This window comes from Amycolatopsis sp. MEPSY49 (assembly GCF_051337345.1).
GTDB lineage: Bacteria > Actinomycetota > Actinomycetes > Mycobacteriales > Pseudonocardiaceae > Amycolatopsis.
Genome location: NZ_JBDLYJ010000011.1, coordinates 99,319 through 121,788, shown reverse-complemented (window position 1 = coordinate 121,788; position 22,470 = coordinate 99,319). Strand labels below are relative to the sequence as shown.

The 22,470-nt window shown below is 72.7% G+C and carries 21 protein-coding genes and 5 pseudogenes; 16 read left to right on the top strand and 10 right to left on the bottom strand.

Features of this window, described 5'->3' with window-relative positions:
- Window positions 1-41: 41 nt before the first annotated feature.
- The 7 genes and pseudogenes from ABFJ78_RS37400 to ABFJ78_RS37370 form a co-directional block, all read right to left on the bottom strand.
- Window positions 42-671 carry an FAD:protein FMN transferase gene (locus ABFJ78_RS37400; protein ID WP_436392163.1) on the bottom strand — a complete coding sequence of 210 codons (630 nt, stop codon included), beginning with the start codon at window positions 669-671 and terminating at the stop codon, window positions 42-44.
- 104 nt (window positions 672-775) lie between these two features.
- Complete coding sequence (locus ABFJ78_RS37395) at window positions 776-1,240, bottom strand: FMN-binding protein (RefSeq protein WP_436392162.1); 465 nt, start codon at window positions 1,238-1,240, stop codon at window positions 776-778.
- A gap of 13 nt (window positions 1,241-1,253) precedes the next feature.
- A complete protein-coding gene (locus tag ABFJ78_RS37390; RefSeq protein WP_436392161.1) occupies window positions 1,254-2,636 on the bottom strand; it encodes a ferredoxin reductase family protein in 1,383 nt (460 codons plus the stop codon).
- A gap of 48 nt (window positions 2,637-2,684) precedes the next feature.
- The gene (locus ABFJ78_RS37385; RefSeq protein ID WP_436392160.1) at window positions 2,685-4,064 is read right to left on the bottom strand and encodes a HAMP domain-containing sensor histidine kinase; all 1,380 of its coding nucleotides are present in this window, start codon (window positions 4,062-4,064) and stop codon (window positions 2,685-2,687) included.
- Window positions 4,061-4,753, bottom strand: a complete 693-nt coding sequence (locus ABFJ78_RS37380) for a response regulator transcription factor (protein ID WP_436392159.1) — start codon at window positions 4,751-4,753, stop codon at window positions 4,061-4,063. Before ABFJ78_RS37380 ends, ABFJ78_RS37385 begins: the two co-directional genes overlap by 4 nt.
- A gap of 293 nt (window positions 4,754-5,046) precedes the next feature.
- A pseudogene (locus tag ABFJ78_RS37375) lies at window positions 5,047-5,148 on the bottom strand (pyridoxamine 5'-phosphate oxidase family protein); the annotation flags it as partial.
- Window positions 5,149-5,238: 90 nt separating this feature from the next.
- Window positions 5,239-5,595 (bottom strand): spore germination protein GerW family protein, encoded by a 357-nt coding sequence (locus ABFJ78_RS37370; protein ID WP_436392158.1) that lies wholly within the window; start codon window positions 5,593-5,595, stop codon window positions 5,239-5,241.
- Window positions 5,596-5,755: 160 nt separating this feature from the next.
- On the opposite strand from ABFJ78_RS37370, the gene ABFJ78_RS37365 reads away from it, so the two are divergent.
- The 9 genes from ABFJ78_RS37365 to ABFJ78_RS37325 are packed head-to-tail and all read left to right on the top strand — an operon-like array spanning window position 5,756 to window position 15,553.
- Entirely contained in the window at window positions 5,756-6,649 is an 894-nt protein-coding gene (locus ABFJ78_RS37365) for a class I fructose-bisphosphate aldolase (protein ID WP_436392157.1), read from the top strand.
- Window positions 6,646-7,242 (top strand): 2-oxoacid:acceptor oxidoreductase family protein, encoded by a 597-nt coding sequence (locus ABFJ78_RS37360; protein ID WP_436392156.1) that lies wholly within the window; start codon window positions 6,646-6,648, stop codon window positions 7,240-7,242. Before ABFJ78_RS37365 ends, ABFJ78_RS37360 begins: the two co-directional genes overlap by 4 nt.
- The gene (locus ABFJ78_RS37355; RefSeq protein WP_436392155.1) at window positions 7,226-8,467 is read left to right on the top strand and encodes a transketolase C-terminal domain-containing protein; all 1,242 of its coding nucleotides are present in this window, start codon (window positions 7,226-7,228) and stop codon (window positions 8,465-8,467) included. Before ABFJ78_RS37360 ends, ABFJ78_RS37355 begins: the two co-directional genes overlap by 17 nt.
- Window positions 8,468-8,472: 5 nt before the next feature.
- Window positions 8,473-9,468 carry a thiamine pyrophosphate-dependent enzyme gene (locus ABFJ78_RS37350; RefSeq protein ID WP_436392154.1) on the top strand — a complete coding sequence of 332 codons (996 nt, stop codon included), beginning with the start codon at window positions 8,473-8,475 and terminating at the stop codon, window positions 9,466-9,468.
- Window positions 9,468-11,090, top strand: coding sequence for an NAD(P)-binding protein (locus ABFJ78_RS37345; RefSeq protein ID WP_436392153.1), 1,623 nt, complete (start codon window positions 9,468-9,470; stop codon window positions 11,088-11,090). The genes ABFJ78_RS37350 and ABFJ78_RS37345 overlap by 1 nt, the downstream gene beginning before the upstream one ends.
- Before the next feature lie 9 nt (window positions 11,091-11,099).
- A complete protein-coding gene (locus ABFJ78_RS37340) occupies window positions 11,100-11,369 on the top strand; it encodes a DUF1876 domain-containing protein (RefSeq protein ID WP_436392152.1) in 270 nt (89 codons plus the stop codon).
- An 11-nt stretch (window positions 11,370-11,380) separates the two neighbouring features.
- Window positions 11,381-11,902 carry a flavodoxin family protein gene (locus ABFJ78_RS37335; protein WP_436392151.1) on the top strand — a complete coding sequence of 174 codons (522 nt, stop codon included), beginning with the start codon at window positions 11,381-11,383 and terminating at the stop codon, window positions 11,900-11,902.
- Between the two features lie 4 nt (window positions 11,903-11,906).
- The gene (locus ABFJ78_RS37330) at window positions 11,907-12,968 is read left to right on the top strand and encodes a carboxylate-amine ligase (protein WP_436392150.1); all 1,062 of its coding nucleotides are present in this window, start codon (window positions 11,907-11,909) and stop codon (window positions 12,966-12,968) included.
- Window positions 12,965-15,553, top strand: coding sequence for a cation-translocating P-type ATPase (locus ABFJ78_RS37325; RefSeq protein WP_436392149.1), 2,589 nt, complete (start codon window positions 12,965-12,967; stop codon window positions 15,551-15,553). Before ABFJ78_RS37330 ends, ABFJ78_RS37325 begins: the two co-directional genes overlap by 4 nt.
- On the opposite strand, the pseudogene ABFJ78_RS37320 reads toward ABFJ78_RS37325, so the two are convergent.
- Window positions 15,531-15,845: pseudogene (locus tag ABFJ78_RS37320) on the bottom strand (CorA family divalent cation transporter); the annotation flags it as partial. The gene ABFJ78_RS37325 and the pseudogene ABFJ78_RS37320 overlap by 23 nt on opposite strands.
- Before the next feature lie 25 nt (window positions 15,846-15,870).
- Here ABFJ78_RS37320 and ABFJ78_RS37315 point away from each other — a divergent pair.
- The 5 genes and pseudogenes from ABFJ78_RS37315 to ABFJ78_RS37295 all read left to right on the top strand — a co-directional run.
- Window positions 15,871-16,011: pseudogene (locus ABFJ78_RS37315) on the top strand (AAA family ATPase); the annotation flags it as partial.
- Complete coding sequence (locus ABFJ78_RS37310) at window positions 16,009-16,929, top strand: peptidase M41 (RefSeq protein WP_436392327.1); 921 nt, start codon at window positions 16,009-16,011, stop codon at window positions 16,927-16,929. The pseudogene ABFJ78_RS37315 and the gene ABFJ78_RS37310, both read left to right, overlap by 3 nt.
- The gene (locus tag ABFJ78_RS37305; protein WP_436392148.1) at window positions 16,926-17,798 is read left to right on the top strand and encodes a universal stress protein; all 873 of its coding nucleotides are present in this window, start codon (window positions 16,926-16,928) and stop codon (window positions 17,796-17,798) included. Before ABFJ78_RS37310 ends, ABFJ78_RS37305 begins: the two co-directional genes overlap by 4 nt.
- A gap of 134 nt (window positions 17,799-17,932) precedes the next feature.
- Window positions 17,933-18,373, top strand: a complete 441-nt coding sequence (locus ABFJ78_RS37300) for a hypothetical protein (protein WP_436392147.1) — start codon at window positions 17,933-17,935, stop codon at window positions 18,371-18,373.
- 4 nt (window positions 18,374-18,377) lie between these two features.
- Window positions 18,378-18,953 (top strand): annotated as a pseudogene (locus ABFJ78_RS37295) (CorA family divalent cation transporter); the annotation flags it as partial.
- Between the two features lie 101 nt (window positions 18,954-19,054).
- Here ABFJ78_RS37295 and ABFJ78_RS37290 read toward each other — a convergent pair.
- Window positions 19,055-19,879 (bottom strand): annotated as a pseudogene (locus tag ABFJ78_RS37290) (ATP-dependent metallopeptidase FtsH/Yme1/Tma family protein); the annotation flags it as partial.
- A gap of 179 nt (window positions 19,880-20,058) precedes the next feature.
- On the opposite strand from ABFJ78_RS37290, the gene ABFJ78_RS37285 reads away from it, so the two are divergent.
- Window positions 20,059-21,060: a zinc-binding alcohol dehydrogenase family protein gene (locus ABFJ78_RS37285; protein ID WP_436392326.1), complete on the top strand. Its 1,002-nt coding sequence runs from the start codon at window positions 20,059-20,061 to the stop codon at window positions 21,058-21,060.
- A 20-nt stretch (window positions 21,061-21,080) separates the two neighbouring features.
- Here ABFJ78_RS37285 and ABFJ78_RS37280 read toward each other — a convergent pair whose 3' ends face one another.
- The gene (locus tag ABFJ78_RS37280; protein WP_436392146.1) at window positions 21,081-21,428 is read right to left on the bottom strand and encodes a hypothetical protein; all 348 of its coding nucleotides are present in this window, start codon (window positions 21,426-21,428) and stop codon (window positions 21,081-21,083) included.
- Window positions 21,429-21,580: 152 nt separating this feature from the next.
- Here ABFJ78_RS37280 and ABFJ78_RS37275 point away from each other — a divergent pair, with 152 nt between their 5' ends.
- Window positions 21,581-22,462 carry a universal stress protein gene (locus ABFJ78_RS37275; RefSeq protein WP_436392145.1) on the top strand — a complete coding sequence of 294 codons (882 nt, stop codon included), beginning with the start codon at window positions 21,581-21,583 and terminating at the stop codon, window positions 22,460-22,462.
- The last annotated feature ends 8 nt before the right edge of the window (window positions 22,463-22,470 follow it).

Genomic DNA, 22,470 nt, shown 5'->3' with positions numbered 1-22,470 from the left:
TGTCCTTTGTGGAGGATGGATGGGCCGGGGGCGCGGAGTGCTCAAGGAGCGCGCGCGAGGGAGGCGATGCGATAACCCGGCGCGCGTGTCGAGACCCACTCCGCGACGTCTTCGCCGCCGCGGGCGAGGGCGGCCGTGGCGAAGACGTCGGCCCACAGCAGGGTCGGGCCGATGACCGTCACGGCGAGCAGCTCGCTCGGGCGGGCACCGGTGTGCGGGTCGACGATGTGCGCGCCGCGGGCGGCCGAGCCGGACGTCGCTACGCCGCCGGTGCGCAAGTCGAGGATCGCGAGGAACGCGGCCTTGTCGACTGGGTCTTCGACGGCGACCCGCCACGGCGGAGAACTGGTGACGCCGACCCGGCCGGTGATGTCGCCGCCGACGTTGAGGTAGTGGTCGAACCCGGGGATGCGGGCGAGGTGGGCGGCGGCCTTTTCGGCTGCCCAGCCCTTGACCAGACCGGACGGGTCGAAGCCACCGGGGAGCCAGGCGTCGAAGTAGCCGTCCGTACAATCCTTCGCGGCTTCGCACAGCGCCACAACTTCGGTGAGCCACGAATGCCACTGCTCGCGCGGCAGCTCACCACGACGGACCGCACTGACCTGGCTGCCGGGCCGGTAGGTGCTGAACAGCTCGTCGGCGGTCCGCAGGTGCCCGAACACCCTCGCCACTGCGGGTTCGACTGTGGGGTCGGAGTCGATGCGAGGACCGCGCAGGTGGAGGCTGGCCTGGGTCCCCATTACGGGCCGCGTCCAGGAGCGCCGGTGCGCGGTGGTCACCGGTGGGCCTGGTCGATCGCCGACTGCAGGGATTGCTGGTAGCCCTCGGAGGTGTAGGTGGCGCCACTGACGGTGTCGATCTGCGCGGTCTGAGTCTGCAACGTCTCCTGGTTCAGCTCCGGTACGGCCTCGGAGTTGATCCGGACGTCACGGCCGCTTTCCTGCGGGTACTCGATGGCCTGGGCGTCGGTGATCTTGCCGCCCGCGACCGTGATCCGGACTTGGACCGGCCCGTAACGGGTGTCGGCGGCGTCGCCGGTGAAGGTTCCGGCGCCCGCCGTGCCGGAAGCCGGGGGCGCCGCTGTGCCGGAAGCCGGTGGCGGTGCCGCGGGGTGGGACGGCTGGGTGCGTCCAAGCGGGCGGCCGGCGGCGACTGGGGTCGCGTCCGTGCTGGTGCGGTAGCTGAACAGCAGCACGACGACCGAGACCGTCGCCGCGAGGGCGATGGCGATCCTGCGCATCGGAGCTCCTTTCCTACCAGTCGAACCGTTCGGAGTGGACGCGGCCGGCGGGGACGCCGGCGCGGCGGGCGGTCTCGACCACCGCGTGGGACCAGGCGTCGGGGCCGCAGACGTAGACGTCGTGCTCGGCGATGCCGGGCACGAGGTGGCGCAGCACCTGCTCGTCGGGTACCGGCGCGTACCCGGCAGGCAGCCACGACGCGCGGTCGCGCGAGCGCCGGCCGAGCAGGTAGTGGATCCGGATCCCGCGGCGGGCGGCGAGGTCTTCGAGTTCCCGGCGGAACAGCAGGTCCGCCGCCGTGCCGGCGCGCTGGAAGAGCACGGCTTCCCCAGGCCGGTAGGGGAATTCGTCCAGGAGCGCGCGCAAGGGCGTGATCCCGATGCCGGAGGCGAACAGCGCGAGTTTCCGTCCTTTTCGGACAGTCGCGGTCAGGCGGCCGTACGGGCCTTCGAACAGCGCGGGGGTGCCGGGGCGCAGGGTGGCGAGCCGGCGGCTGCCCTCGCCGAGGTCCTTCGCCGTGATCCGCAGCCGGTGCCCGTCCGGGGCGGCCGACAGCGAGAACGGCTTGCCCCGCGTCCAGCCCGGCCCGGAGACGAACCGCCAGACGAAGAACTGGCCCGCCGCCACCGGAAGCCGGTCGAGGTCGCGGCCGCGCAGGTACACCGACACGACGCCGCGGCCTTCGGGCACGACCTGCTCGACGACCAGGCGGTGGCGGACGTTGAGCCACACCGGCAGGCCGACGCGGAACGCGAGCACGGCGCCGGCCGCCGACGCGTAGGCGGTCCACCAGAACGCGGTGGCGACCGGCGAGGCGGTGAAGTCGGCGCCGGTCCACAGCTGGTGCGGCAGGGCGAGCCCGACACCGAGGTAGGCGTAGAGGTGCAGCAGGTGCCAGGACTCGTAGCGCAGCCGCCGCCGGGCGGCCCGTACCGACGTCACGGCGACCATGGCGAGCGTGGCCGTGCCGGCGGTCGCCAGGAGCATGCCCGGGTAGGTCGTCACCAGCGCCCACGCTTCGGCCAGGACGCCGGAGCGGTCGGTCGCCGCGTAGCCGAGGGTGATCAGCACGAGGTGCGCGGTGAGCAGGGTGATCGAGGTGAACCCGACGAGCCGGTGCCGGCGGGCCAGCTCGTCCTGGCCGTAGCTGCGTTCCACCCACGGGATCCGCGCCATCGGCAGCACCTGCAGCAGCAGGAGGTCCGCCGACAGCAGCCCGGTCAGCCGCCCGGTGGAGTTGAAGAAGTCCGTGCTCAGGTCCTGCAGGCCGCGGCCGGAGACCCAGAGCGCGACCACGAACAGGACGCTCAGCCAGGCCGTCAGGCCCGCGGCGTCCCGCCACCACGCGCGCACCGCGGGTCGCGCCACGCGGCGGGCGGCGAGAGTGGTGGACATCGGGCTCCTCGGGTGATCGCTTCTGCGATCCACCCTGCCCGGGGCCGGTTAGCCGTCGACGTGACCGGGGTGAGAGTTCGGTAAGAGAAGATCGGCTCCGACGGTGAACCCGACCACGGCCCCACCGCCGGGGCGGGGTTCGGCGAACACCCGGCCGCCGTGGGCGAGGGCGATGTCCCGCACGATGGCCAGGCCGAGGCCGGAGCCGGGCAGGCCGCGGGCGCCGTCAGCGCGGTGGAAGCGGTCGAACACGCGGGCCGCGTCGTCGTCGGCGATGCCCGGTCCGCGGTCGAGCACCTGGACCCGGCCGTCGCGGACGACGACTTCGACCGGCTCGTCGGGCGCGAACTTGACGGCGTTTTCCAGGAGGTTCGAGACGGCGCGTTCGAGCGCTTTCGTCTGGCCGTTCACCGCTGAGATGTCGGCGGTGACGCTGATGGTGCGGCCCGACCGGCGCCGGACGCGCTCAGCGGCGCGCTGGGCCACGTCGCCCAGCTCGAGCGGCGCAGGCTCTTCGGCTTCGTAACGGCGGGTGGCGAGTTCGACCAGCTCGTCGACGAGGTGGGTCAGCTCGCGGGTTTCCCCGTCGACGTCGTCGAGCAGGCGGGCGCGGGACTCTGGGGTGAGCTCGGCGAACCGGCGCAGGACGCTGGCGTTGGTGCGCAGGCTGGTCAGCGGGGTCCGCAGTTCGTGGGCGACGTCCTGGACGAGGCGTTCCTGGTCGGCGCGGGCGTCGGCGAGGCGGCCGAGCATCCGGTCGAACGAGGTCGCGAGGCGGCCGACCTCGTCGCGGCCGCCGGTGGGCACGGTGACGTCGTCGAGGAGGCCGTCGCTGACCTGCTCGGTGACGTCGGTGAGCCGGACCAGCCGCCGGGTGATCTGGCGGGCCAGCAGCCAGCCGGCCAGGGCGGCCCCGGCGAGCACGAGCGCGCTGACGCCGGTGATGCGCGCGGCCAGTTCCGCCAGCACGTGCCGGGACTCGTCGACGTCGATGCCGAGCTGCACGGCGCCGCGGCCAGGCCCGAGCGCCACGGTGATCACGCGGTAGTCGTCGTGGCCGGCGGTGAAGTTCCAGTAGCGGTGGTCGCCGAGCGCGCCGGTCGCGGCCAGCGCGCGGTCGTCGTCGCCGACGTCGAGGCGGACGGGGCGGCCGCCGATCGCGCGGACGCCGCCGTCCGGGGCGATCGCCTGGGCGACCATGGGCTGGGCCTCGTCGTGGTCGTCGTCATCGGGGCCGCGGGTCACCGGGCTCGGAGCCAGCACCTGCGTCGCGCCGGCCGCGACCTCCGCCGACGTCGTGAGCAGCGACCGGTCAAGCTCGGCGTCGATCCGCTGGGAGGCGGCTTGGTAGCTGAACACGCCGACGAGGATCGCCGCGGCCGCGCCGACGCCGGCGAAGGCGATCGCGAGCTTGCTGCGCAGGTTCATGCCGGCCGCACCGAGTAGCCGACGCCGCGGACGGTGTGGATCAGGTCCGCCGCGCCGGCCTGGTCGAGCTTGCGCCGGAGGTATCCGATGTAGACGGCGAGGTTCTTGGAGTCCGCGCCGAATTCGTAGCCCCAGATGCGCTGGTAGATGGTGGTGCGGTCGAGCACGATCCCGGCGTTGCGCACGAGCAGTTCGAGCAGGTCGAACTCGGTCTTGGAGAGGGTGATCTCGGTGCCCTGCCACCACACCCGCCGGGCGGCCGGGTCGACCGCGAGCTCACCCAGCCGGAGCGTGCGCCGGGCGTCCGGCTCCGCCGAGGTCCGCCGCAACAGGGCGCGCAGCCGGGCGAGGAGCTCGTCGAGCTCGAAGGGCTTGGGCAGGTAGTCGTCGGCCCCGGCGTCCAGCCCGGCCACCCGATCGGGGGTTTCGACCCGCGCGGTCAGCATCAGGATCGGCGTCTGGTCGCCTTCGGCGCGCAACACGCGGCAGACGCCGAGGCCGTCGACGCCGGGCATCATCACGTCGAGCACGATCACGTCGAACTCGTCCCGCCGGGCCGTGGCGAGCGCGCTGACGCCGTCGGTCACCTCGGTGACGTGGTACCCCTCCAGGTCGAGGGCCCGGACGAGGGACTCGCGGATGGCGCGGTCGTCGTCGGCGAGCAGGACGCGGTGCGGCATGGCCGCCATGATGCCCGCGTGCGGGCTTCCCGTCCTGGTGGGGTTTCTGGTGGGCCAGCAGAGGGTTAGCGGTCGGTAAAGCTAGGGTTCGCGTTCAGGTATCCGCCTCCGGCCGGAGCGCGAGGTGGCGGCCTTCGATCCGGTCGACGCCGATCCGCAGCAGCCGGTCGCGCGGTGGGGAGCCCACGAGCGCAGGTCGGCGCCGAGCTGGGCGGCCACGGTTTCGACGTCCGTGATGAGGGCAGCTGTCCGGTGACGATCACGCTCCAGCCGGTGTGGCCGCCGAGGTCGTAGGCGTCGGCCTCGAACGTGACCGGCTGCCCGTCGAGCCGGTCGGCCCAGGAGTTGCAGCCTGACCGCAGCCAGATCGCGTCGCTCGCCACGGTGAAGTTGACCGGCCGGATTGCCGGCCGTCCGCCGTGGACGAAGCCCAGGCGGCCGAGGGGCCGGAGGCGAGCAACGCGCGGCAGCGGGCCGGGCCCAGCGGACGCAGATCAGCGGCGCTCATCGGTCTCGGCGCCGTACTTGAGCTTGGCGAGCCGTGTCGCGGCGAAGATCGCCGCGACGGCGATCGCGCCCAGCGTCGCCACGAGGCGGTTGACGTCGACCGCCGGCTCCCAGCGGAGCTTGCCGTCCTTGATGACGTACGCCCCGACCGGTTTGGCCGACAGGCCGAACCCGGCGCCTTCCCCGGAACGGCCTTTCTCGTCGCGGCTGTCGCCGCCACCTCCGCCGGTGCCGACAGTCGATGCCACGATCACCGTGACCCCGTCGACTTCGTACGGTTCGCCGTAGACCAGCTTGGTCTCCAGCCCGTCCTTCGCCTTCGCGAGCAGTTCGTCGACCTTCATGCGGCGGAGTCTCACTGCTGGCCGCCCGGGAATCGCAGAGCCGATGGTCCCCGGCACGGGTGACCGAGGACCCCGTTGCCAGTGGCGTTCGCCAGCGGTGGTGAAGGGCGCACCGCGTTTGGCTGGGTCCACCACGAATTCAGCGATCCCGGAGGCCGTCATGGCGCACCGTCCCCCGCTGGCCGAGCTCGGGCTGAACACCGGCAAGAAGACCCGGCTGCACCGCATCCTGCACGAGCACGGTCTCCGCAACGGCACCGCGTTCTTCCTGCCCTACGATCAGGGCCTGGAGCACGGCCCGCGCGACTTCTTCGCCAACCCGGCCGCGAGCGACCCCAAGTACATCCTCAAGCTCGCGCTCGAGGGCGGCTTCAACGGCATCGCGATCCAGATCGGTCTGGCGGAGAAGTTCTACTGGGACTACGCGGGCGAACTGCCGCTGGTGCTGAAGCTCAACGGCAAGACCGAGATCCCGTCCGACGCCGATGCGCTGTCCCCGCTGCACGGTAGCGTCGAGGACGCGGTGCGGCTCGGTGCCGATGCGGTCGGCTACACCCTTTACGTCGGGACTCCGGCGCAGGAGCAGGACTTCGCGCAGCTGCGGCAGGTCCGCGCCGAGGCCCACCGGCTCGGTATGCCGCTCATCGTCTGGGCCTACCCGCGCGGCTCGGCCATCGAAGCCAAGGGTGGCCGCGACTCGTTCTACGCCGTCGACTACGCCGCCCGGACCGCGTGCGAACTCGGCGCCGACGTCGTCAAGGTCAACTTCCCGCATCCGGCGAAGATCGACAACGTGCCCGGCGCCTACGCCCGGGAGATCACCAGCCAGGAGGCGATCGACGCGGTCGTCCGGTCGGCCGGTCGGACGCTGCTGCTGGTGTCGGGCGGCAGCAAGGCCGGCGACGACGCCATGCTGGAGAAGGCCCGCGAGTCCATGGAGGCCGGCGCGACCGGGCTGATCTTCGGCCGGAACGTCTGGCAACGCGACCACGACGAGTCCCTGCGGTTCGTCTCGGCGCTGCGGGACATCCTCGCCAAGTACCCGAGCGCATGAGTACCACCGAAGTCCGTATTCACGGCCGCGGTGGTCAGGGCGTGGTGACCGCGGCCGAGCTGCTGTCGGTGGCCGCGTTCACCGAAGGGCGGCACGCGCAGGCGTTCCCCAGCTTCGGCTCCGAACGCACCGGCGCGCCGGTGGTCTCGTTCTGCCGGATCTCCGACGCGGTCATCCGCACGCGGGAACCGATCGTCGCGCCGGACGTGCTGATCGTCCAGGACGCCACGCTGCTGCACCAGGTGAACGTCTTCGAAGGCTTCGGTCCCGACGGCTACCTGCTGATCAACTCCGCCCGCGGCTTCGCCGAGCTGGGGCTGGCGGAGTGCACCGACGGGTTCCGGCCCGAGCGGCTGCTCGTCGTCCCGGCGACCGAGCTCGCCCGCGAGCACCTCGGCCGCCCGGTGCCGAACGCCGCGCTGCTCGGCGGGTTCGCCGCCCTGACCGGGATCGTCGGCCTCAAGAGCGTCCTGTCGGCCATTTCCGGCCGGTTCCACGGCCGGGCGGTCGAAGGCAACCTCGCCGCGGCGACGGTGGCCTACGAGTTCGTGAGGGCCGAACGGGAGGAGCTGGCCGGTGCTCAGGCAGATTGAGGGATCCCGGGCCGTCGCCGAGGCGGTCGCGCTGTGCCGGCCGGAGGTCGTCTGCGCCTATCCGATCTCGCCGCAGACCCACATCGTCGAGGGGCTGGCGGAACTGGTGAAGTCCGGCGCGCTCGCGCCCTGCGAGTTCGTCAACGTCGAATCCGAGTTCGCGGCGATGTCCGTGGCGATCGGCGCGTCGGCGGCCGGGGCGCGGGCCTACACCGCGACGGCCAGCCAGGGTCTGCTCTACATGACCGAGGCGGTGTTCAACGCGTCCGGGCTCGGCCTGCCGGTCGTGATGACGGTGGCCAACCGGGCGATCGGCGCGCCGATCAACATCTGGAACGACCAGAGCGACAGCATGGCCCTGCGCGACGCCGGCTGGATCCAGCTCTACGCCGAAACGAATCAGGAGGCCGCGGATCTGCACGTCCAGGCGTTCCGGATCGCCGAAGAGCTGTCCACGCCGGTGATGGTGTGCATGGACGGCTTCGTGCTGACCCACGCCTGGGAACCGGTCGACACACCCACTCAGGAAGAGATCGACGCCTTCCTGCCGCCGTACGAGCCACGCCAGGTCCTCGATCCCGCGGAGCCGTCGTCGATCGGCGCGATGGTCGGGCCGGAGGCGTTCACCGAGGTGCGCTACCTCGGCCACGCCCGGCTGATGGAAGCCCTCGACGTCGTCCCGGACGTGGCGGATCGCTTCGCCGAGGCGTTCGGCCGCAACTCCGGCGGGCTGACCCGCTCGTACCGCACCGAGGACGCCGAGACGATCGTCGTCGCGCTCGGCTCGGTGCTGGGCACGCTCAAGGACACCGTCGACGAGCTGCGCGATGACGGCCTGCGCGTCGGCGTGCTGGGGCTGACGTGCTTCCGACCGTTCCCGGCCGAGGCCGTCCGCGCGGCCATCAGGCACGCCCGGCGCGTCGTCGTGCTGGAACGGGCCTTCGAGCCCGGTGTGGGCGGCATCGTCACGCAGAACGTCGTGAGCGCGGTCCCAGCGGCCGAGGTGCACGCCGTCATCGCGGGACTGGGCGGCCGCGCGATCACGAAGAAGTCCCTGAGCCGGCTGCTGCGGGAGGCGGATCGGTTGCCGCCGTTGACCTTCCTCGACCTTGACCGCACGCTGATCGACCGCGAGCTGGGCCGCCTCGCCGCGACCCGCCGGTCGGGGCCGACGGCCGAAAACCTCTTGCGCGACCTCGGTGCGGTCGCCTCACGGATCGGGTGATGAACATGGCGGCGACGCCGATCAAGTTCTACCAGACCGGCAGCTTCGCGGTCGGCGGCCGGCTGCTGGGCGAGGACCAGCGCAGCGTGCAGTCCGACCGGCAGCGGATCAACTCCATCGACTGCGGCCACCGGGCCTGCCAGGGGTGCGGCGAGGCACTGGGCGCGCGGTACACCCTCGACGCGGCCATGCGCGCGACCGGCAACCGGATGGTCGCGGTGAACGCCACCGGCTGCCTGGAAGTCTTTTCGACGCCGTACCCCGAGACGTCGTGGCGGATCCCGTGGCTGCACTCGCTGTTCGGCAACGCGCCCGCGGTGGCCACCGGGGTCGCCGCGGCGATGAAGGCCAAGGGCCGCACGGACGTCCGCGTGGTCGGCCAGGGCGGCGACGGCGGGACCGTCGACATCGGCTTCGCGTGCCTGTCCGGGATGTTCGAGCGGAACGACGACGTGCTGTACATCTGCTACGACAACGAGGCGTACATGAACACCGGCGTCCAGCGCTCCGGCGCGACGCCGCCGGCCGCCCGCACGGCCACCACCCCGGCGGTCGGCGCGGAGCCGGGCGCGGTGTTCGGGCAGGGCAAGAACGTCCCGATGATCGCGCTGGCCCACGAGATCCCGTACGTGGCCACCGCGACGGTCGCGGACCTGCGTGATCTGGAAGCCAAGGTGACACGGGCGATGGAGTTCCGCGGCGCGCGGTACCTGCATGTCTTGGTGCCGTGCCCGCTCGGCTGGGGCAGCGCGTCCCACGACACCATCCGGATCGCCCGGCTGGCCAAGGAAAGCGGGATCTTCCCGGTGTTCGAAGCGGAAGCGGGGGAGATCGTCGCGACCTCGAAGATCCGGCACCGGGTGCCGGTCGAGGACTACCTGCGGCGGCAGACCCGGTACGCGCACCTGTTCGGCGACCCGCCGCGCACCGACGTCATCGAGAAGATCCAGGCGCTCGCCGACCGCACCATCCGCCGGTTCGACCTGCTCGAGGAGGCCTGATGGAACACGAGAAGCCGTTCGCGATCACCCTCGACGTCGGCTCGAGCCGGGCCAACAAGACCGGTGCCTGGCGTTCCGAGCGGCCGGTCTACGTCGACCTGCTGCCGCCGTGCAACCAGGCCTGCCCGTCGGGTCAGGACATCCAGAAGTGGCTCTACCACGCCGAATCCGGCGACTACGAGAACGCGTGGCGCGGGATCATGGCCGACAACCCGCTGCCGGCGGTGCTCGGCCGGATCTGCTATCGGCCGTGCGAGAGCGCCTGCAACCGTGGGCAGCTCGACGAAGCCGTCGGGATCAACTCCGTCGAACGCTTTCTCGGCGACGAAGGCATCAAGCAAGGCTGGACGATCCCGGTCGCCGAGCCGAGCGGCAAGCGGGTGCTCATCGTCGGCGCGGGCCCGGCGGGCCTGTCCGCCGCCTACCACCTGGCCCGGCTCGGGCACGCTGTCACCGTCCGCGACGCCGAAGCCGTTCCCGGCGGGATGATGCGCTACGGCATCCCGCGCTACCGGCTCCCGCGCGAGGTCCTCGACGCGGAGATCCACCGGATCGCGGGCATGGGCGTGACCTTCGAGCAGAACAGCCGGGTCACCGATGTCGTGGCGGCGAAGGCCGGGTTCGACGCCGTCTTCCTGGCCGTCGGGGCCCAGGTCGGCAAGCGGGCCTACATCCCCGCGGGCGACACGGCGCACGTCCTCGACGCGATTTCACTGCTCCACGACCTGGAAAGCGGGGAGCAGCCGCTGCTCGGCCGCCGGGTCGCCGTCTACGGCGGCGGCAACACCGCGATGGACGCCGCGCGCACCGCGAAGCGGCTCGGCGCCACCGACGCCGTCGTCGTCTACCGCCGCACGCGGGACCGGATGCCCGCGCACGAGTCCGAAATCGCCGAGGCGGTCGAAGAAGGCGTCGCGATGCGGTGGCTGTCGACGATCAACGAGGTCGACGGCGAAGGCATCACCGTCGAAAAGATGCGGCTCGACGACTCGGGCTTCCCACAGCCGACCGGGGAGTTCGAACGGCTCGCGGCCGACACCGTCGTGCTGGCACTGGGTCAGGACACCGACCTCTCCCTGGTGGACGAGCTCCCGGAAGTCGAGCGCGCGGACGGCGTCGTGCGCGTCGGACCCGGGATGATGACCGGTCACCCGGGAATCTTCGCGGGCGGGGACATGGTGCCGTCGGGCCGGACCGCGACCGTCGCGGTGGGGCACGGCGCGAAGGCCGCCCGGGAGATCGACGCCTGGCTGCGGGGCGCCGTCGCCCCGGAGGCACCGGCCCGGCGCGAAGCGACCTTCGACAACCTCAACACCTGGTACTACAGCGATGCCGACCGGACCGTCCGGCCGCACCTGGACCTGTCCCGGCGCGTGTCGACGTTCGACGAGATCAAGGGCGGACTGGACGAGTCGACGGCGTTGTTCGAAGCGCGCCGCTGCCTGTCCTGTGGCAACTGCTTCGAATGCGACAACTGCTACGGCGTCTGCCCCGACAACGCGGTCGTCAAGTTCGAGCCGGGGGAGCGGTACGCGATCGATCTCGACTACTGCAAGGGATGCGGGATCTGCGTCGCCGAATGTCCGTGTGGCGCCATCGAAATGGTTGCCGAAGAAACCTGAGGAGAAATCATGCAGGAGAAACGCTGGCACGTCGAAGTGCACATCGACGAAGACGCCGACGGCCGCACCCGGGCCACCGCCCGGCTGCACACGGCCGACGACACCCAGGTCTCCGGGACCGGCGTCGCGCGCCTCAACCCCGCCGACACCGACGTGCCCGAGATCGGCGACGAGCTGGCCGCCTCCCGCGCCCTGAGCGACCTGGCCCACAACCTGCTCGAATGCGCGGCCGGCGACATCGAAGCGTTGACGCGCAAGCCGGTCCGGCTCAACCACTGAAAGGAGCGGACATGCGGATCCTCGTCGTTTTCGAGTCGATGTTCGGTGCCACCGAAGAGGTGGCCAAGGCGATCGGCAAGGGGCTGGCCGTGTCCGCCCCGGTCGAAGTGGTCAACGTCGACAAAGCGCCCAGGGACCTCACCGGCGTCGCCCTGCTCGTCGTCGGCGGGCCCACCCACGTGCACGGCATGAGCCGGCGCGCGACCCGGAAGTCCGCCGCGGACCAGGTGGACTACCCGACACACTCGTCGACGGGCATCCGGGAGTGGCTGGACTCGCTCGACGTGGTGCCGGCCGGGCTGGGCGCCGCGGCCTTCGACACCCGCATCGACAAGCCCCGCGTGTTCACCGGGGCCGCGTCGCTCGGGGCGGCCAAGCGGCTGCGCCGCCACGGATGCCGGCTCGTCCTGCCGGCGGAGAGCTTCTTCGTCGGGACGGAATCGATCGACGCCGGCCCGGAGCCGGGCGAACCGGAACGAGCCGAGGCGTGGGGTGCGGCGCTCGGGGCGGCGCTGGTCCGCGCCGCCACCTGAAGCCGTGGCGGACGCCCCGACGGTCGGCGTCGAGGAGGAGTTCGTGCTGCTGGACACGCGGACCGGGGCGGCCGTCCCGGCGGCTCCACGCGTCCTGGCGGCGCTGGACGGCGAGCCCGGCGTGGTCCCGGAGTTCCTCCGCTTCCAGATCGAAACCGTGACGGGCGTGTGCGGCTCGCTCCCCGAGATCCGGGCGGACCTGACGCGGCTGCGCCGCCGGGTGGGCGAGGCGGCGGCGGACGCGGGATGCCTGGCCGTGGCTACCGCCGTCGCGCCGTTCGGCACCGCACCGCTGGTGACCGCCGACGCGCGGTACGAACGGCTGGCCGCCCGCTTTCCCGCCCTGGTCGCGGGGGCGGGCACCTGCGCCTGCCACGTCCACGTCGGCATTCCGTCGCGCGCGACGGGCTTGCGTGCGCTCGCCGGGCTACGGCCGTGGCTGGGCGTTCTGCTGGGCCTCAGCGCGAACTCGCCGTACGTCGACGGCGTCGACTCCGGGTGGGCGAGCACGCGGTACCCGCTCTGGTCCCGATGGCCGACGGCTCGGCCCCCTGCCGCGTGGCGGGACGTCGCCGAGTATGACGCGGCCGTCTCCGAGGCGATCCGCAGCGGGGCCGCACCGGATGCACGGGGGGTGTACTTCTACGCCCGCCTGTCGCCGCGGCACCCGACCGTGGAGGTACGCGTCGCCGATGTCTGCCTCGACGTCGCCGACGCCGTCGTGCTCGCCGGGCTGGTGCGGGCGCTGGTGGCCACGGCGTTGCGGGGCGAGGTGGTGCCGCAGCCGTCCGACACGGCCTTGGCCGGGACGCTGCGGGCCGCCGCCCGGCACGGCGTCGACCGGGCGGGGGCCGCGCGCCTGCTGGCGCACGTCGGGCCCGCTTTGGTGGAGGCCGGCGATTTCGAGGTGGTGCATCGGGGGTGGGCCGCGCTCGCGGACCGGGGCGGTGGCGCGGTCCGGCAGCGTGCGCTGCGGGCGGAGTCGGCCACCCCGGCGGAGTTCGCCGCCCGGCTGGCCGCGGTGACCCGGGGAACCGAAGACGAAAGCCTGGAGGCGGCGCGATGAACGCGGGAGCAGTGACCGGCACGGCGGAGTTCCACGCGCTGCCGTGTATCGCCGTCGCCGAACAGCTCGGCGTCGACCCGGCGCGGGGGTTGAGCAGCGCGGAGGCCGAAGCGCGGCTGGCGCGCTTCGGCGACAATGTCGTCCGCGTGCCCGCCGGGCCGGGACCGATCCGGCGCCTGCTCGCCCAGTTCCACAACCCGCTCATCTACGTCCTGCTGCTGGCAGGGCTGATCACCTGGGTGTTCGGCGGGCACGTCGACGCCGGGGTAATCGCCGGGGTCGTCGTGCTCAACGCCGTCGTCGGGTTCGTGCAGGAATCCCGAGCCCAACGCGCGCTGGAGGCGCTGTCCCGGATGGTCCCGGTGACGGCGACGGTCGTCCGGGACGGGGTCGCGCAGCGGGTCCCCGCGGCGCGGCTGGTGCCGGGCGACGTCGTGGAACTCGCCGCGGGCGACCGGGTGCCCGCCGACGTCCGGCTGGCCGAAGTGCACCTGGCGGAGGTCGACGAGTCCGCGCTGACCGGGGAGTCGGTGCCGGTGGTCAAGGCCACCGGCGCGGTACCACCGTCGGCCGCGGTCGCCGACCGCACCGGCTCGGCGTACTCCGGGACGCTGGTGACCAGAGGACAGGCCCGCGGGCTGGTCATCGCGACCGGCGGCGCGACGCAGCTGGGTGGCATCCAGCACCTCGTCGCCACCGCCCAGGTCGTCGAGACGCCGCTCACCCGCAAGCTCGCGCGCTTCTCGCGGCAGCTGAGCTTGGTGATCGTCGCGGTCTCGGCCGGGGCCTTCGGGCTCGGCGTCGTGCGGGGCACGCCGGCACCGGAGATGTTCACCGCGGTGGTCGCTCTCGCGGTCGGCGCGATCCCCGAAGGGCTGCCGGCCGCGGTCGCGATCGTGCTGGCCATCGGCGTCGTCCGGATGTCCCGGCGCGGCGCGATCGTGCGACACCTGCCGGCGGTGGAAACCCTCGGCGGCACGACGGTGATCTGCACCGACAAGACCGGCACGCTCACCCGCAACCGGATGACGGTGACGACCCTCGCGGCCGCGGGCGAACTCGTCCCCCTCGCCGAGGCGGGGAAGTCGCTGCGGGAGTGCCTGATCGCCGGCGTGCTCTGCAACGACGCGGAACTCGAGGAAGGCGACCCGACGGAGACCGCGCTGCTCGGCTCGGCGATCGCGGCGGGCTTGGACCCGGACGCGATCCGGGCGGCCGCGCCGCGCACGGACACCGTGCCGTTCGAGTCCGAGACCCGGACCATGACCACCATCCATAATGGAATCAGTTATCTCAAGGGTGCCGTCGAAGAGGTCGCGGCCCGCTGCGAGACGGAGCTGCTGCCCGGCGGTGGTGAGCGTCCGCTCGACCGGGACGCCCTCGACCGGATGCAGGAAACGCTGACCGCGCGGGGCTTGCGCGTGCTCGCGTTCGCCCGGCTCACGCCGGTGCCGGTCTTGCTGGGTGTGCAGGCGATGCAGGACCCGCCGCGGCCGGAGGCGGTCACCGCCGTCGCGGCCTGCCGGAGCGCGGGCATCGACGTCAAGATGATCACCGGCGACCACGCCGGGACGGCCCGCGCCGTCGCCGGCGAAGTGGGTCTGGCTCCCGGCCGGGTCCTCACCGGCGCCGAGCTGGCCGCGGTGCCGGACGCGGAGTTCGACGCGACGGTGGCGGGCACAGAGGTGTTCGCGCGCGTGTCGCCGGGGCAGAAGCTCGACCTGGTCCGGGCGTTGCAGCGGCGCGGGCACGTGGTCGCGATGACCGGCGACGGGGTGAACGACGCCCCGGCACTGCGCCGCGCGGACATCGGCGTCGCGATGGGCAAGGGCGGCACCGATGCGGCCCGCCAAGCGGCGGACATGGTGCTGACCGACGACGACTTCGCCTCGATCGAGGCGGCCGTGCGGGTGGGCCGCGGCGTGTTCGACAACCTGCGCAAGTTCATCGCGTGGACGCTGCCGGCCAACATCGGCGAGGGCATGGTGGTCCTGGTGGCGATCCTGCTCGGCGCGACGCTGCCGATCGTCCCGGTGCAGATCCTCTGGATCAACATGACGACGGCGGTGTTCCTGGGGTTGACGATGGCGTTCGAGCCGACGGAGCACGGAATCATGGGCCGCCCACCGCGGCCACCCGAGCGGCCGTTGTTCACCGCGTCCCTGCTGCGGCGGGTGGTGCTCGTGTCGCTTCTGCTCGTCGTCGCGGCCTTCGGCGCGTATCGCCTGCAGCTCGGCCTGTCCGCTTCCCCGGCGGAGGCGCGGACGACGGCGATCAACGTGTTCGTCGGCGTGCAGGCGGCTTACCTGCTGAGTTGCCGGTCGCTCGATCGGCCGGTGCTGCGCGCTTGGCCAGGGCACAGCCGGATGTTCCTGCTGGGCTTGGGGTTGACGGCCGGGTTGCAGGTGCTGCTGACGTACGTGCCGGTGATGAACACCTGGTTCCACACGGCGCCGGTGGGACTCTCGTCTTGGCTGTGGGTGCTCGGTGCCGCGGGGGTGGCGTTCGCGGTGGTGGAGGCGGACAAGCTGCTCTGGCGCCGGTACGCGGGGAAAGCAACCGTCAGAGCCAATCACGGCGCTTGAACAGCGCAAACAGCGCCGCCGAGATGATCAGGATGGCCAGGGTCGAGACCCATACGCCCGAAGCCGTCCCGAAGCCCGGGTACGGGAGGTTCTGGCCGTAGAAGCCGGTGATCGCGGTCGGCACCGCGATGATCGCCGCCCAGCTGGTCACCTTCTTCATGATCGTGTTCAGCCGGTTGCCCTGGATGCTCAGCTGCGTCTCGCGGATCGTGGCGATCAGCTCGCGCAGGGACTCCGTCCACTCCGTCACGCGCAGGACGTGGTCGTAGACGTCTTGAAAATAGGGCACCAGCGGCGGCCTCGGGGGGCACGACGAACGGGAGCAGACGCTCAACCAGCTGCTGGCCGAGATGGACGGGTTCGACCAGAGCGGCGGCGTCGTCGTGCTCGCGGCCACCAACCGGCCGGAGACCCTCGACGCGGCGCTGCTGCGGCCCGGCCGGTTCGACCGGCAGGTGACCGTGCCGCTGCCGAACCAGGCCGAGCGCGCGGCCATCCTGGCCACGCACATCGATGGCAAGCACCTCGCCCCGGACGTCGACCTGAGCATCGTCGCTCGCGGCACGCCGGGCTTCTCCGGCGCCGACCTCGCGAACCTGGTCAACGAGGCGGCGATCAACGCCGTCCGGGACGACCGCACGGTCCTGACCGCGGCCGACCTGTCGGCCGCACGCGACCGGGTGCTGCTGGGCCGGCGCGACAGCTCGAACGCGCTGCTGCCCGAGGAACGGCACTCGGTGGCGGTGCACGAGTCCGGGCACGCGCTGGTGGCGGCGCTGTGCGAGCACGCCGACCCGGTGGCGAAGGTGACGATCCTGCCGGCCGGCATGGCGCTGGGCGCGACCGAGCAGCTGCCGGAGGCCGAACGGCACCTCTACCGCGAAAGCCACCTCACGGACCTGCTCGCGGTCCGCCTCGGCGGCCGCGCGGCCGAGCTGGTGGTGTTCGGGGAAACCTCGACCGGGGCGGCGAACGACCTCGCCGGCGCGACGGCGCTGGCGGCGAAGATGGTGACGGAGTTCGGGATGTCGCCGGAGCTGGGACCGATCGGCTACAGCGCGGCCGAGGGGCAGCCGGAGCTGCTCGGCCGGCCGTACTCGGAAGAAACCCAGCGAGCGGTCGACGAGGAGATCGCCAGGCTGGTGCGCGCGGCGCAGGACCGGGCCGCCGACCTGCTGCACCGGCACCGGACCGCCCTCGACGCGCTCGCCGAGCGGTTGCAGGAGCGCGAGACGGTCGATGGGACCGTCGTACTCGCCGTGCTGCGGGAAGAGGCCGCCGGAAGTCCCCTCGCGGGAGGACTTCCGGCCGCAGCGGACGGGCACGTCGTCGCCCTACGGTCGACGGACGACAGCCGCACCGGGAGCCGCCGATGAACACGACACAACCACCGATCATCACCGGAATCGACGGGTCGGGCGAAGCGCTCGACGCCGTCCGCTGGGCCGGCCGCGCCGCCCGGCTGCGCGATGTCCCCTTGGAGATCGTGCACGCCCTAGACTTCCCGGCGCTGCTCGCCGGCGGGGTCGTCCCACCGCCGGAGGAGATGAAGGACACCCTCCGCGCGCACGGGCAGCGCTACCTGCGGGCGGCGCAGGAGATCGCCGAAGCGCAGGGCGCGCCGGCGGTGACCACCCGCCTGGATCCCGACCGGGCCGCGCCGGCCCTCATCGAGGCGTCGCGGACGGCGGCGCTGGTCGTGGTCGGCTCGGGTGGCCGTGGAAGGCTCACCGGCCTCCTCGCCGGATCGGTCGCCTCGGCCGTCGGCGCGCACGCCGCCTGCGACGTGGTGGTGGTCCGCGGCGACTCCTGGGACGACCCCGACGCGGCGGACCGGCCGATCGTCGCCGGGATCGACGGCAGCGAACCCAGTGCCCGCATCCTCGCGGCGGCCGTGGCCGAGGCGAAGGTGCGCAAGACGCACCTGGTCGTGGTGCACGCGTCGGCGGATGAACCGCGCCCCGAGGCCGAACCGCACCTGGATCGGCAGGCCGCCACCGACGCCGGCGAGCGGCTGTTGGGCGACCTCACCGGCGCACACGACGCCGGCGGCGTCACCCTCGAGCGGGTCGTCGTCCGCGGCCACCCGCGCCGCGAGCTGATCGAGCGCAGCGCCACCGCCCAGCTCGTCGTGCTCGGCGACCGCGGCCGCGGCGGCTTCCCCGGGCTGCTGCTGGGCTCGACCGGCCAGGCACTGCTGCACAACGCCGCGTGCCCGGTGTACCTGGTGCGCACCGTCGCCTGACGGAAGTCCCCGCGCGGACGGGCTTTCGCCCCACCGGAACCGGGGCCTGTGGGCCCCGGGAACGGGGGCGGTCCGGCCCTCCTCCCCCGGCCTCACCGAGCGGACTCTGGACTCCGACGAAAGTGAGGCACACCATGGACACCAACCCCGGATTCGCCCCGGCGGCCACCGCCGAGCCGACGTCCTCCCGCCGCAACCGCCACGACCGGCTCGCCCTGCGGCCCGCCGACTTCATCGATGTCCGCTACGCCGACGTCACCGACCGGCACCTGGCCCGCACGCTGACCGCGGAAGACGCGTCCGAAGAGGACGGTCTGGACCCGCTGGAGCGCGTCACCTGCCGCACCCACCGCCGCTGGCTGCACGACTGCGTCGCCTCCCCGCTGCACGTCGTCGTCATCACCGGTACCCGCTGGTGCCGCGCCTGCGAATGCGCGCTGAACGTCGCGATCGACCAGCTGGCCGGCGACGTCTCGGTCCGCTGCCCGTCCTGCGGCGACACCCCGGCCACGCGGGCCACCCGCCAGCTGGTCCGCGCGTGCCGCGCCAGCCTGGCCGCCGCCCACGACCGCTGAGCCGATGCCGCGCAGCCGGTTGTACCGCAGCGGTGTCCTCGAGCGGGAGAACTTCCCCGCCACCGAAGCCGCCCGCCACCTCGCCGACCCGTCGGTGACGCTGTGGCTGGACTTGGACGCTCCCACCGCACAGGACCTCGCCGCGCTCGCCACCGAGCTCGGGCTGCACCCGCTGGCCGTGGCGTCCGTCCTCGACGAGGACCACCAGCGCCCCAAGTTCGTCCGCTACGACCGCCACTCGTTCCTCGCCGCGTACACGGTGCGCGTGACCGACGGCGTCCTGGCCGCTTCGGAGCTGAACGCGTTCGTCACCGACCGCGTGCTGATCACCGTGCACCGCAACAACACCACCGACGTCGACGCGCTCGTGGCGCGCTGGGACACCACACCCCAGCTGGCCAAGAGCGGCGCGGCGTTCCTGCTGCACGGCCTGCTCGACTACGTCGTCGACGGGCACCTCGACGCCGTCCAGGCCCTGGACGAGCAGGTCGAGGCCCTCGAAGACGTCGTGTTCGCCGACCACGTCGACCCCACGGAGCTGCAGCGCCGGTCCCTGCGGCTGCGCCGGAGCCTCGGCCGCCTACGGCACCTGGCCGTGCCGATGCGCGAGATCGTCGCCGCCCTGATGCGCCGCGACGACACGCTTTTGCCGCGCCGGCCGCCGACGGCGTCGATCTCGTCGATGAAGATGATCGACGGCGCCCGCGTCCGGGCCTCTTCGAACAGGTCCCGCACCCGGGACGCGCCGACCCCGACGAACATTTCGACGAACGCCGAGCCGGTGATCGACAGGAACGGCACGCTCGCCTCCCCGGCGACCGCGCGGGCGAAGAGGGTCTTCCCGGTGCCGGGTGGGCCGACCATGATGACGCCGCGCGGGCCTTTGGCGCCGGCCGCGGCGTAGCGCGCCGGGTCGCGGAGGAAGTCGATGATCTCGCCGATCTCCTGCTTGACCCCTTCGTAGCCGGCGATGTCGGCGAACCGGGTGGTCGGGCGCTGCGCTTCGATGATCTTGGCCTTGACGCGGCCGAACCCGGTCAGGCCGAGGCCGCCACCAGCGGACTTCTGCGCTCGCATCCCGGCCCAGACGAGGAACCCGAGCAGGAGGAAGAACGGGAGGTAGCCGAGCAGGCCCGACAGCAGCGAACCACTGGCCTTGGTGGCGGTGATCGCGACGTTCTTCTCCCGTAGCTTCGACTCCAGCTGTCCCGGGGCGAGCGCCGTGGGGATGCGACTGGTGAACGCCGCGCCGCCGCGCCGAACCCCGTCCACGGCGCCCTGGTCGTCGACCGTGACCGACTCGACGTGCCCGGCGTCCACTTCGGACAGGAACTCGGTGTAGGTCATCGACGGTGCGGCAGGCGTCCAAAAGGCCGGTACGACCAGCGCACCGAGAACGAGCAGAGCGAACGCCGCGAGCAGCCAGCCACCGCCGCGGGAGCGGTGCGGCGGTTCCGGCTCCGGTTTCGGCGTGGGCGGCGGACCGGACCGGGCCGTTCGGGACATGGCTGATGCTCCTGAGGTCGCGGGGTGATCCGTTCCGGTCCACCTTCGCCGCTTCCCATGGCGGGGAAGAAGGGCCTAACGTCCCCGGCTTGGGGGACCACGGCAGGTCGCACCGCGGCGGCCGGCGGCGCATCCTGGCCGTGCCCGATCGAGGAGGACGGATGAACCTGCCGACGACCATGGCCGCTTGGCGTGTGACCAGACCCGGGCCGATGGCTTCCGGTCCGTTCGAATGGTCCCGGGTGCCGGTGCCGCGGCCGGCCGCCGGTGAGCTGCTGGTGCGGGTGCTCGTGTGCGGGGTGTGCCGGACGGACCTGCACGTCGCGGAGGGAGACCTGCCGGTGCACCGGCCGGGGGTGACGCCCGGGCACGAGGTCGTCGGCGAGGTCGTGGCGCTCGGGTCGGACGTCACGGGCTTCGCGGCCGGTGACCGGGTGGGGATCGCGTGGTTGCGCGAGACGTGCGGCACGTGCCGGTACTGCCTGCGCGGCCGGGAGAACCTTTGTCCTGAATCGCGCTACACCGGCTGGGACGCCGACGGCGGCTACGCGGAGTACGCGGTCGTCCCGGCTGCCTACGCGTTGCCGTTGCCCGGCGGCTACACCGATGACGAGCTGGCTCCGTTGCTGTGCGCCGGCCTGATCGGTTACCACGCCCTCGCCCGGGCGGAGGTGCCCGAGAACGGCCGGCTCGGCATCTACGGCTTCGGCGGCAGCGCGCACCTGACCGCTCAGGTGGCGATCGCCCGCGGCGCCACCGTGCACGTCTTGACCCGCAGCGCCGACGCGCGCAAGCTGGCGCTGGAGCTGGGGGCGGCTTCAGCCGGGGAAGCCGCCGACCCACCGCCGGAGCCACTGGACTCGGCGATCCTGTTCGCGCCCGTGGGCGAGCTGGTGCCGCCCGCGCTGGCGGCGTTGGACCGCGGCGGCACACTGGCCATCGCGGGCATCCACCTGTCCGACGTACCCCCGTTGAACTACCAGCAGCACCTGTTCCAGGAGCGGCAGGTGCGCAGTGTCACGGCGAACACGCGGGCCGACGCGCGGGAGTTCCTGGACTTCGCCGGGACGCACCGCCTGAGTGTCAGCACGGTGCCCTACGGGCTGGCCGACGCGGACCGAGCGCTGGCGGACCTGGCCGCCGACCGCGTGAACGGCGCGGCGGTGCTCCGGGCCGGCTGAGCCCGGCAGCAGCCGGACGGTCACGGCCGCCCGGCCGGGGTCCGCAGGTGCCGGACGGTCGACACCACCCACCAGAGGGCGACCAGGACGACCAGCACGGCGAGCGGGCCGCCGTCGCCGGTGACGAGGGCCAGGACCGCGGCGGCCAGTGCTCCCGCGCCGAGCGGCACGCTGAACCACTTCGCCGCGCCGGTCCGCGACCAGGCACCCAGGACGAAGGCGGCCAAGCCCAGCAGCAGGGCGGTGAGCGCCATCGCGCGGACGTCGTGCACCCACATCGCCGTGCCGTCGACCAGGTAGTCGATGTAGAGCGCGATCGTGAACAGCACCGGGACGCCCGCCACGGCGTCTCGCCATTCTTGTGCCATCGGGAGTACCTCCTCCCGCTCACGATCCGCTCCCGACCGGGCGGGCAGGAGCGGCCGAAGGTCACCGGCCGCGGGGACGAACGACCGCAGCGACCGCGTCCGCGCGCGCCCTACCGTCGGGATCACGAACTGCGACCCCGGAAGGAAACGTCATGAGCGCAACCGGAAACGCGCCGATCGTGGTGGCCGTGGACGGCTCGGAATCCGCCGCCGCGGCCGCGCTGTGGGCGGCCGGGGAAGCGGCCCGGCGGCACGCTTCGCTGCTCGTCTTCACCGCCTACGGCTACGAAGACACGGCGTTCGGCGGCAAGGTGTACCCGCCGTCGGACTGGCTGGCGGTCAAGGAAGCCGAAGCCGACCAGTTGCTGCGCCGGACGCGGGCGACCCTCGAAGCCGCCGTCCCGGGGCTCGAGGTCGGCACCGAGGCCAGTGACCGCGGGCCGGTGCCGGCCCTGCTGGCGGTGTCGGAGCGGGCCCGGCTGCTCGTCACCGGTGAGCCCGTCGGCCCGATCGCGGGGCTGTTCAGCGGGTCCCCCGACGTCGACCTCGCCGCCAAGGCCCACTGCCCGGTGGTCGTGGTGCGCGGCAGCGAGAGCGTCGACGGGCCGGTGGTCGTGGGCGCCGACGGCAGCCCGCTGAGCGAAGCGGCGATCGCGTGGGCGTTCGAGGAGGCCTCTCTCCGCAACGCGCCGCTCGTGGCCGTTTACACGTGGCACGACGGCGACACCGCCGGCCTGTTCAGCGACGGCAATGTCGCGTTCCAGGGCGAGTCCCTGCGTGACTCGGGCCAGCGGCTGCTCGCGCAGCGGCTGGCCGGGTGGCAGGAGAAGTACCCGGACGTGACGGTCGAACGCCGCGTCGAGCACGACAAGCCGCGCCACCGCTTGCTCTCCGCGAGCCGCGGCGCGCAGCTGCTGGTCGTCGGCAGCCGTGGCCGTGGCGGCTTCACCGGGCTGGTCCTCGGCTCGACGAGCCAGGCCCTGCTGCACCACGCGGCCTGCCCCGTGATGGTCATCCGCACCGAGAACGCCTGAACGACGAA

Coding starts and splice junctions, on each gene's coding strand:
- ABFJ78_RS37395 (WP_436392162.1), bottom strand. CDS start 1,240: ATGCGCAGGATCGCCATCGCCCTCGCGGCGACGGTCTCGGTCGTCGTG.
- ABFJ78_RS37390 (WP_436392161.1), bottom strand. CDS start 2,636: ATGTCCACCACTCTCGCCGCCCGCCGCGTGGCGCGACCCGCGGTGCGC.
- ABFJ78_RS37385 (WP_436392160.1), bottom strand. CDS start 4,064: ATGAACCTGCGCAGCAAGCTCGCGATCGCCTTCGCCGGCGTCGGCGCG.
- ABFJ78_RS37380 (WP_436392159.1), bottom strand. CDS start 4,753: ATGGCGGCCATGCCGCACCGCGTCCTGCTCGCCGACGACGACCGCGCC.
- ABFJ78_RS37370 (WP_436392158.1), bottom strand. CDS start 5,595: ATGAAGGTCGACGAACTGCTCGCGAAGGCGAAGGACGGGCTGGAGACC.
- ABFJ78_RS37365 (WP_436392157.1), top strand. CDS start 5,756: ATGGCGCACCGTCCCCCGCTGGCCGAGCTCGGGCTGAACACCGGCAAG.
- ABFJ78_RS37360 (WP_436392156.1), top strand. CDS start 6,646: ATGAGTACCACCGAAGTCCGTATTCACGGCCGCGGTGGTCAGGGCGTG.
- ABFJ78_RS37350 (WP_436392154.1), top strand. CDS start 8,473: ATGGCGGCGACGCCGATCAAGTTCTACCAGACCGGCAGCTTCGCGGTC.
- ABFJ78_RS37345 (WP_436392153.1), top strand. CDS start 9,468: ATGGAACACGAGAAGCCGTTCGCGATCACCCTCGACGTCGGCTCGAGC.
- ABFJ78_RS37340 (WP_436392152.1), top strand. CDS start 11,100: ATGCAGGAGAAACGCTGGCACGTCGAAGTGCACATCGACGAAGACGCC.
- ABFJ78_RS37335 (WP_436392151.1), top strand. CDS start 11,381: ATGCGGATCCTCGTCGTTTTCGAGTCGATGTTCGGTGCCACCGAAGAG.
- ABFJ78_RS37325 (WP_436392149.1), top strand. CDS start 12,965: ATGAACGCGGGAGCAGTGACCGGCACGGCGGAGTTCCACGCGCTGCCG.
- ABFJ78_RS37305 (WP_436392148.1), top strand. CDS start 16,926: ATGAACACGACACAACCACCGATCATCACCGGAATCGACGGGTCGGGC.
- ABFJ78_RS37300 (WP_436392147.1), top strand. CDS start 17,933: ATGGACACCAACCCCGGATTCGCCCCGGCGGCCACCGCCGAGCCGACG.
- ABFJ78_RS37285 (WP_436392326.1), top strand. CDS start 20,059: ATGGCCGCTTGGCGTGTGACCAGACCCGGGCCGATGGCTTCCGGTCCG.
- ABFJ78_RS37280 (WP_436392146.1), bottom strand. CDS start 21,428: ATGGCACAAGAATGGCGAGACGCCGTGGCGGGCGTCCCGGTGCTGTTC.
- ABFJ78_RS37275 (WP_436392145.1), top strand. CDS start 21,581: ATGAGCGCAACCGGAAACGCGCCGATCGTGGTGGCCGTGGACGGCTCG.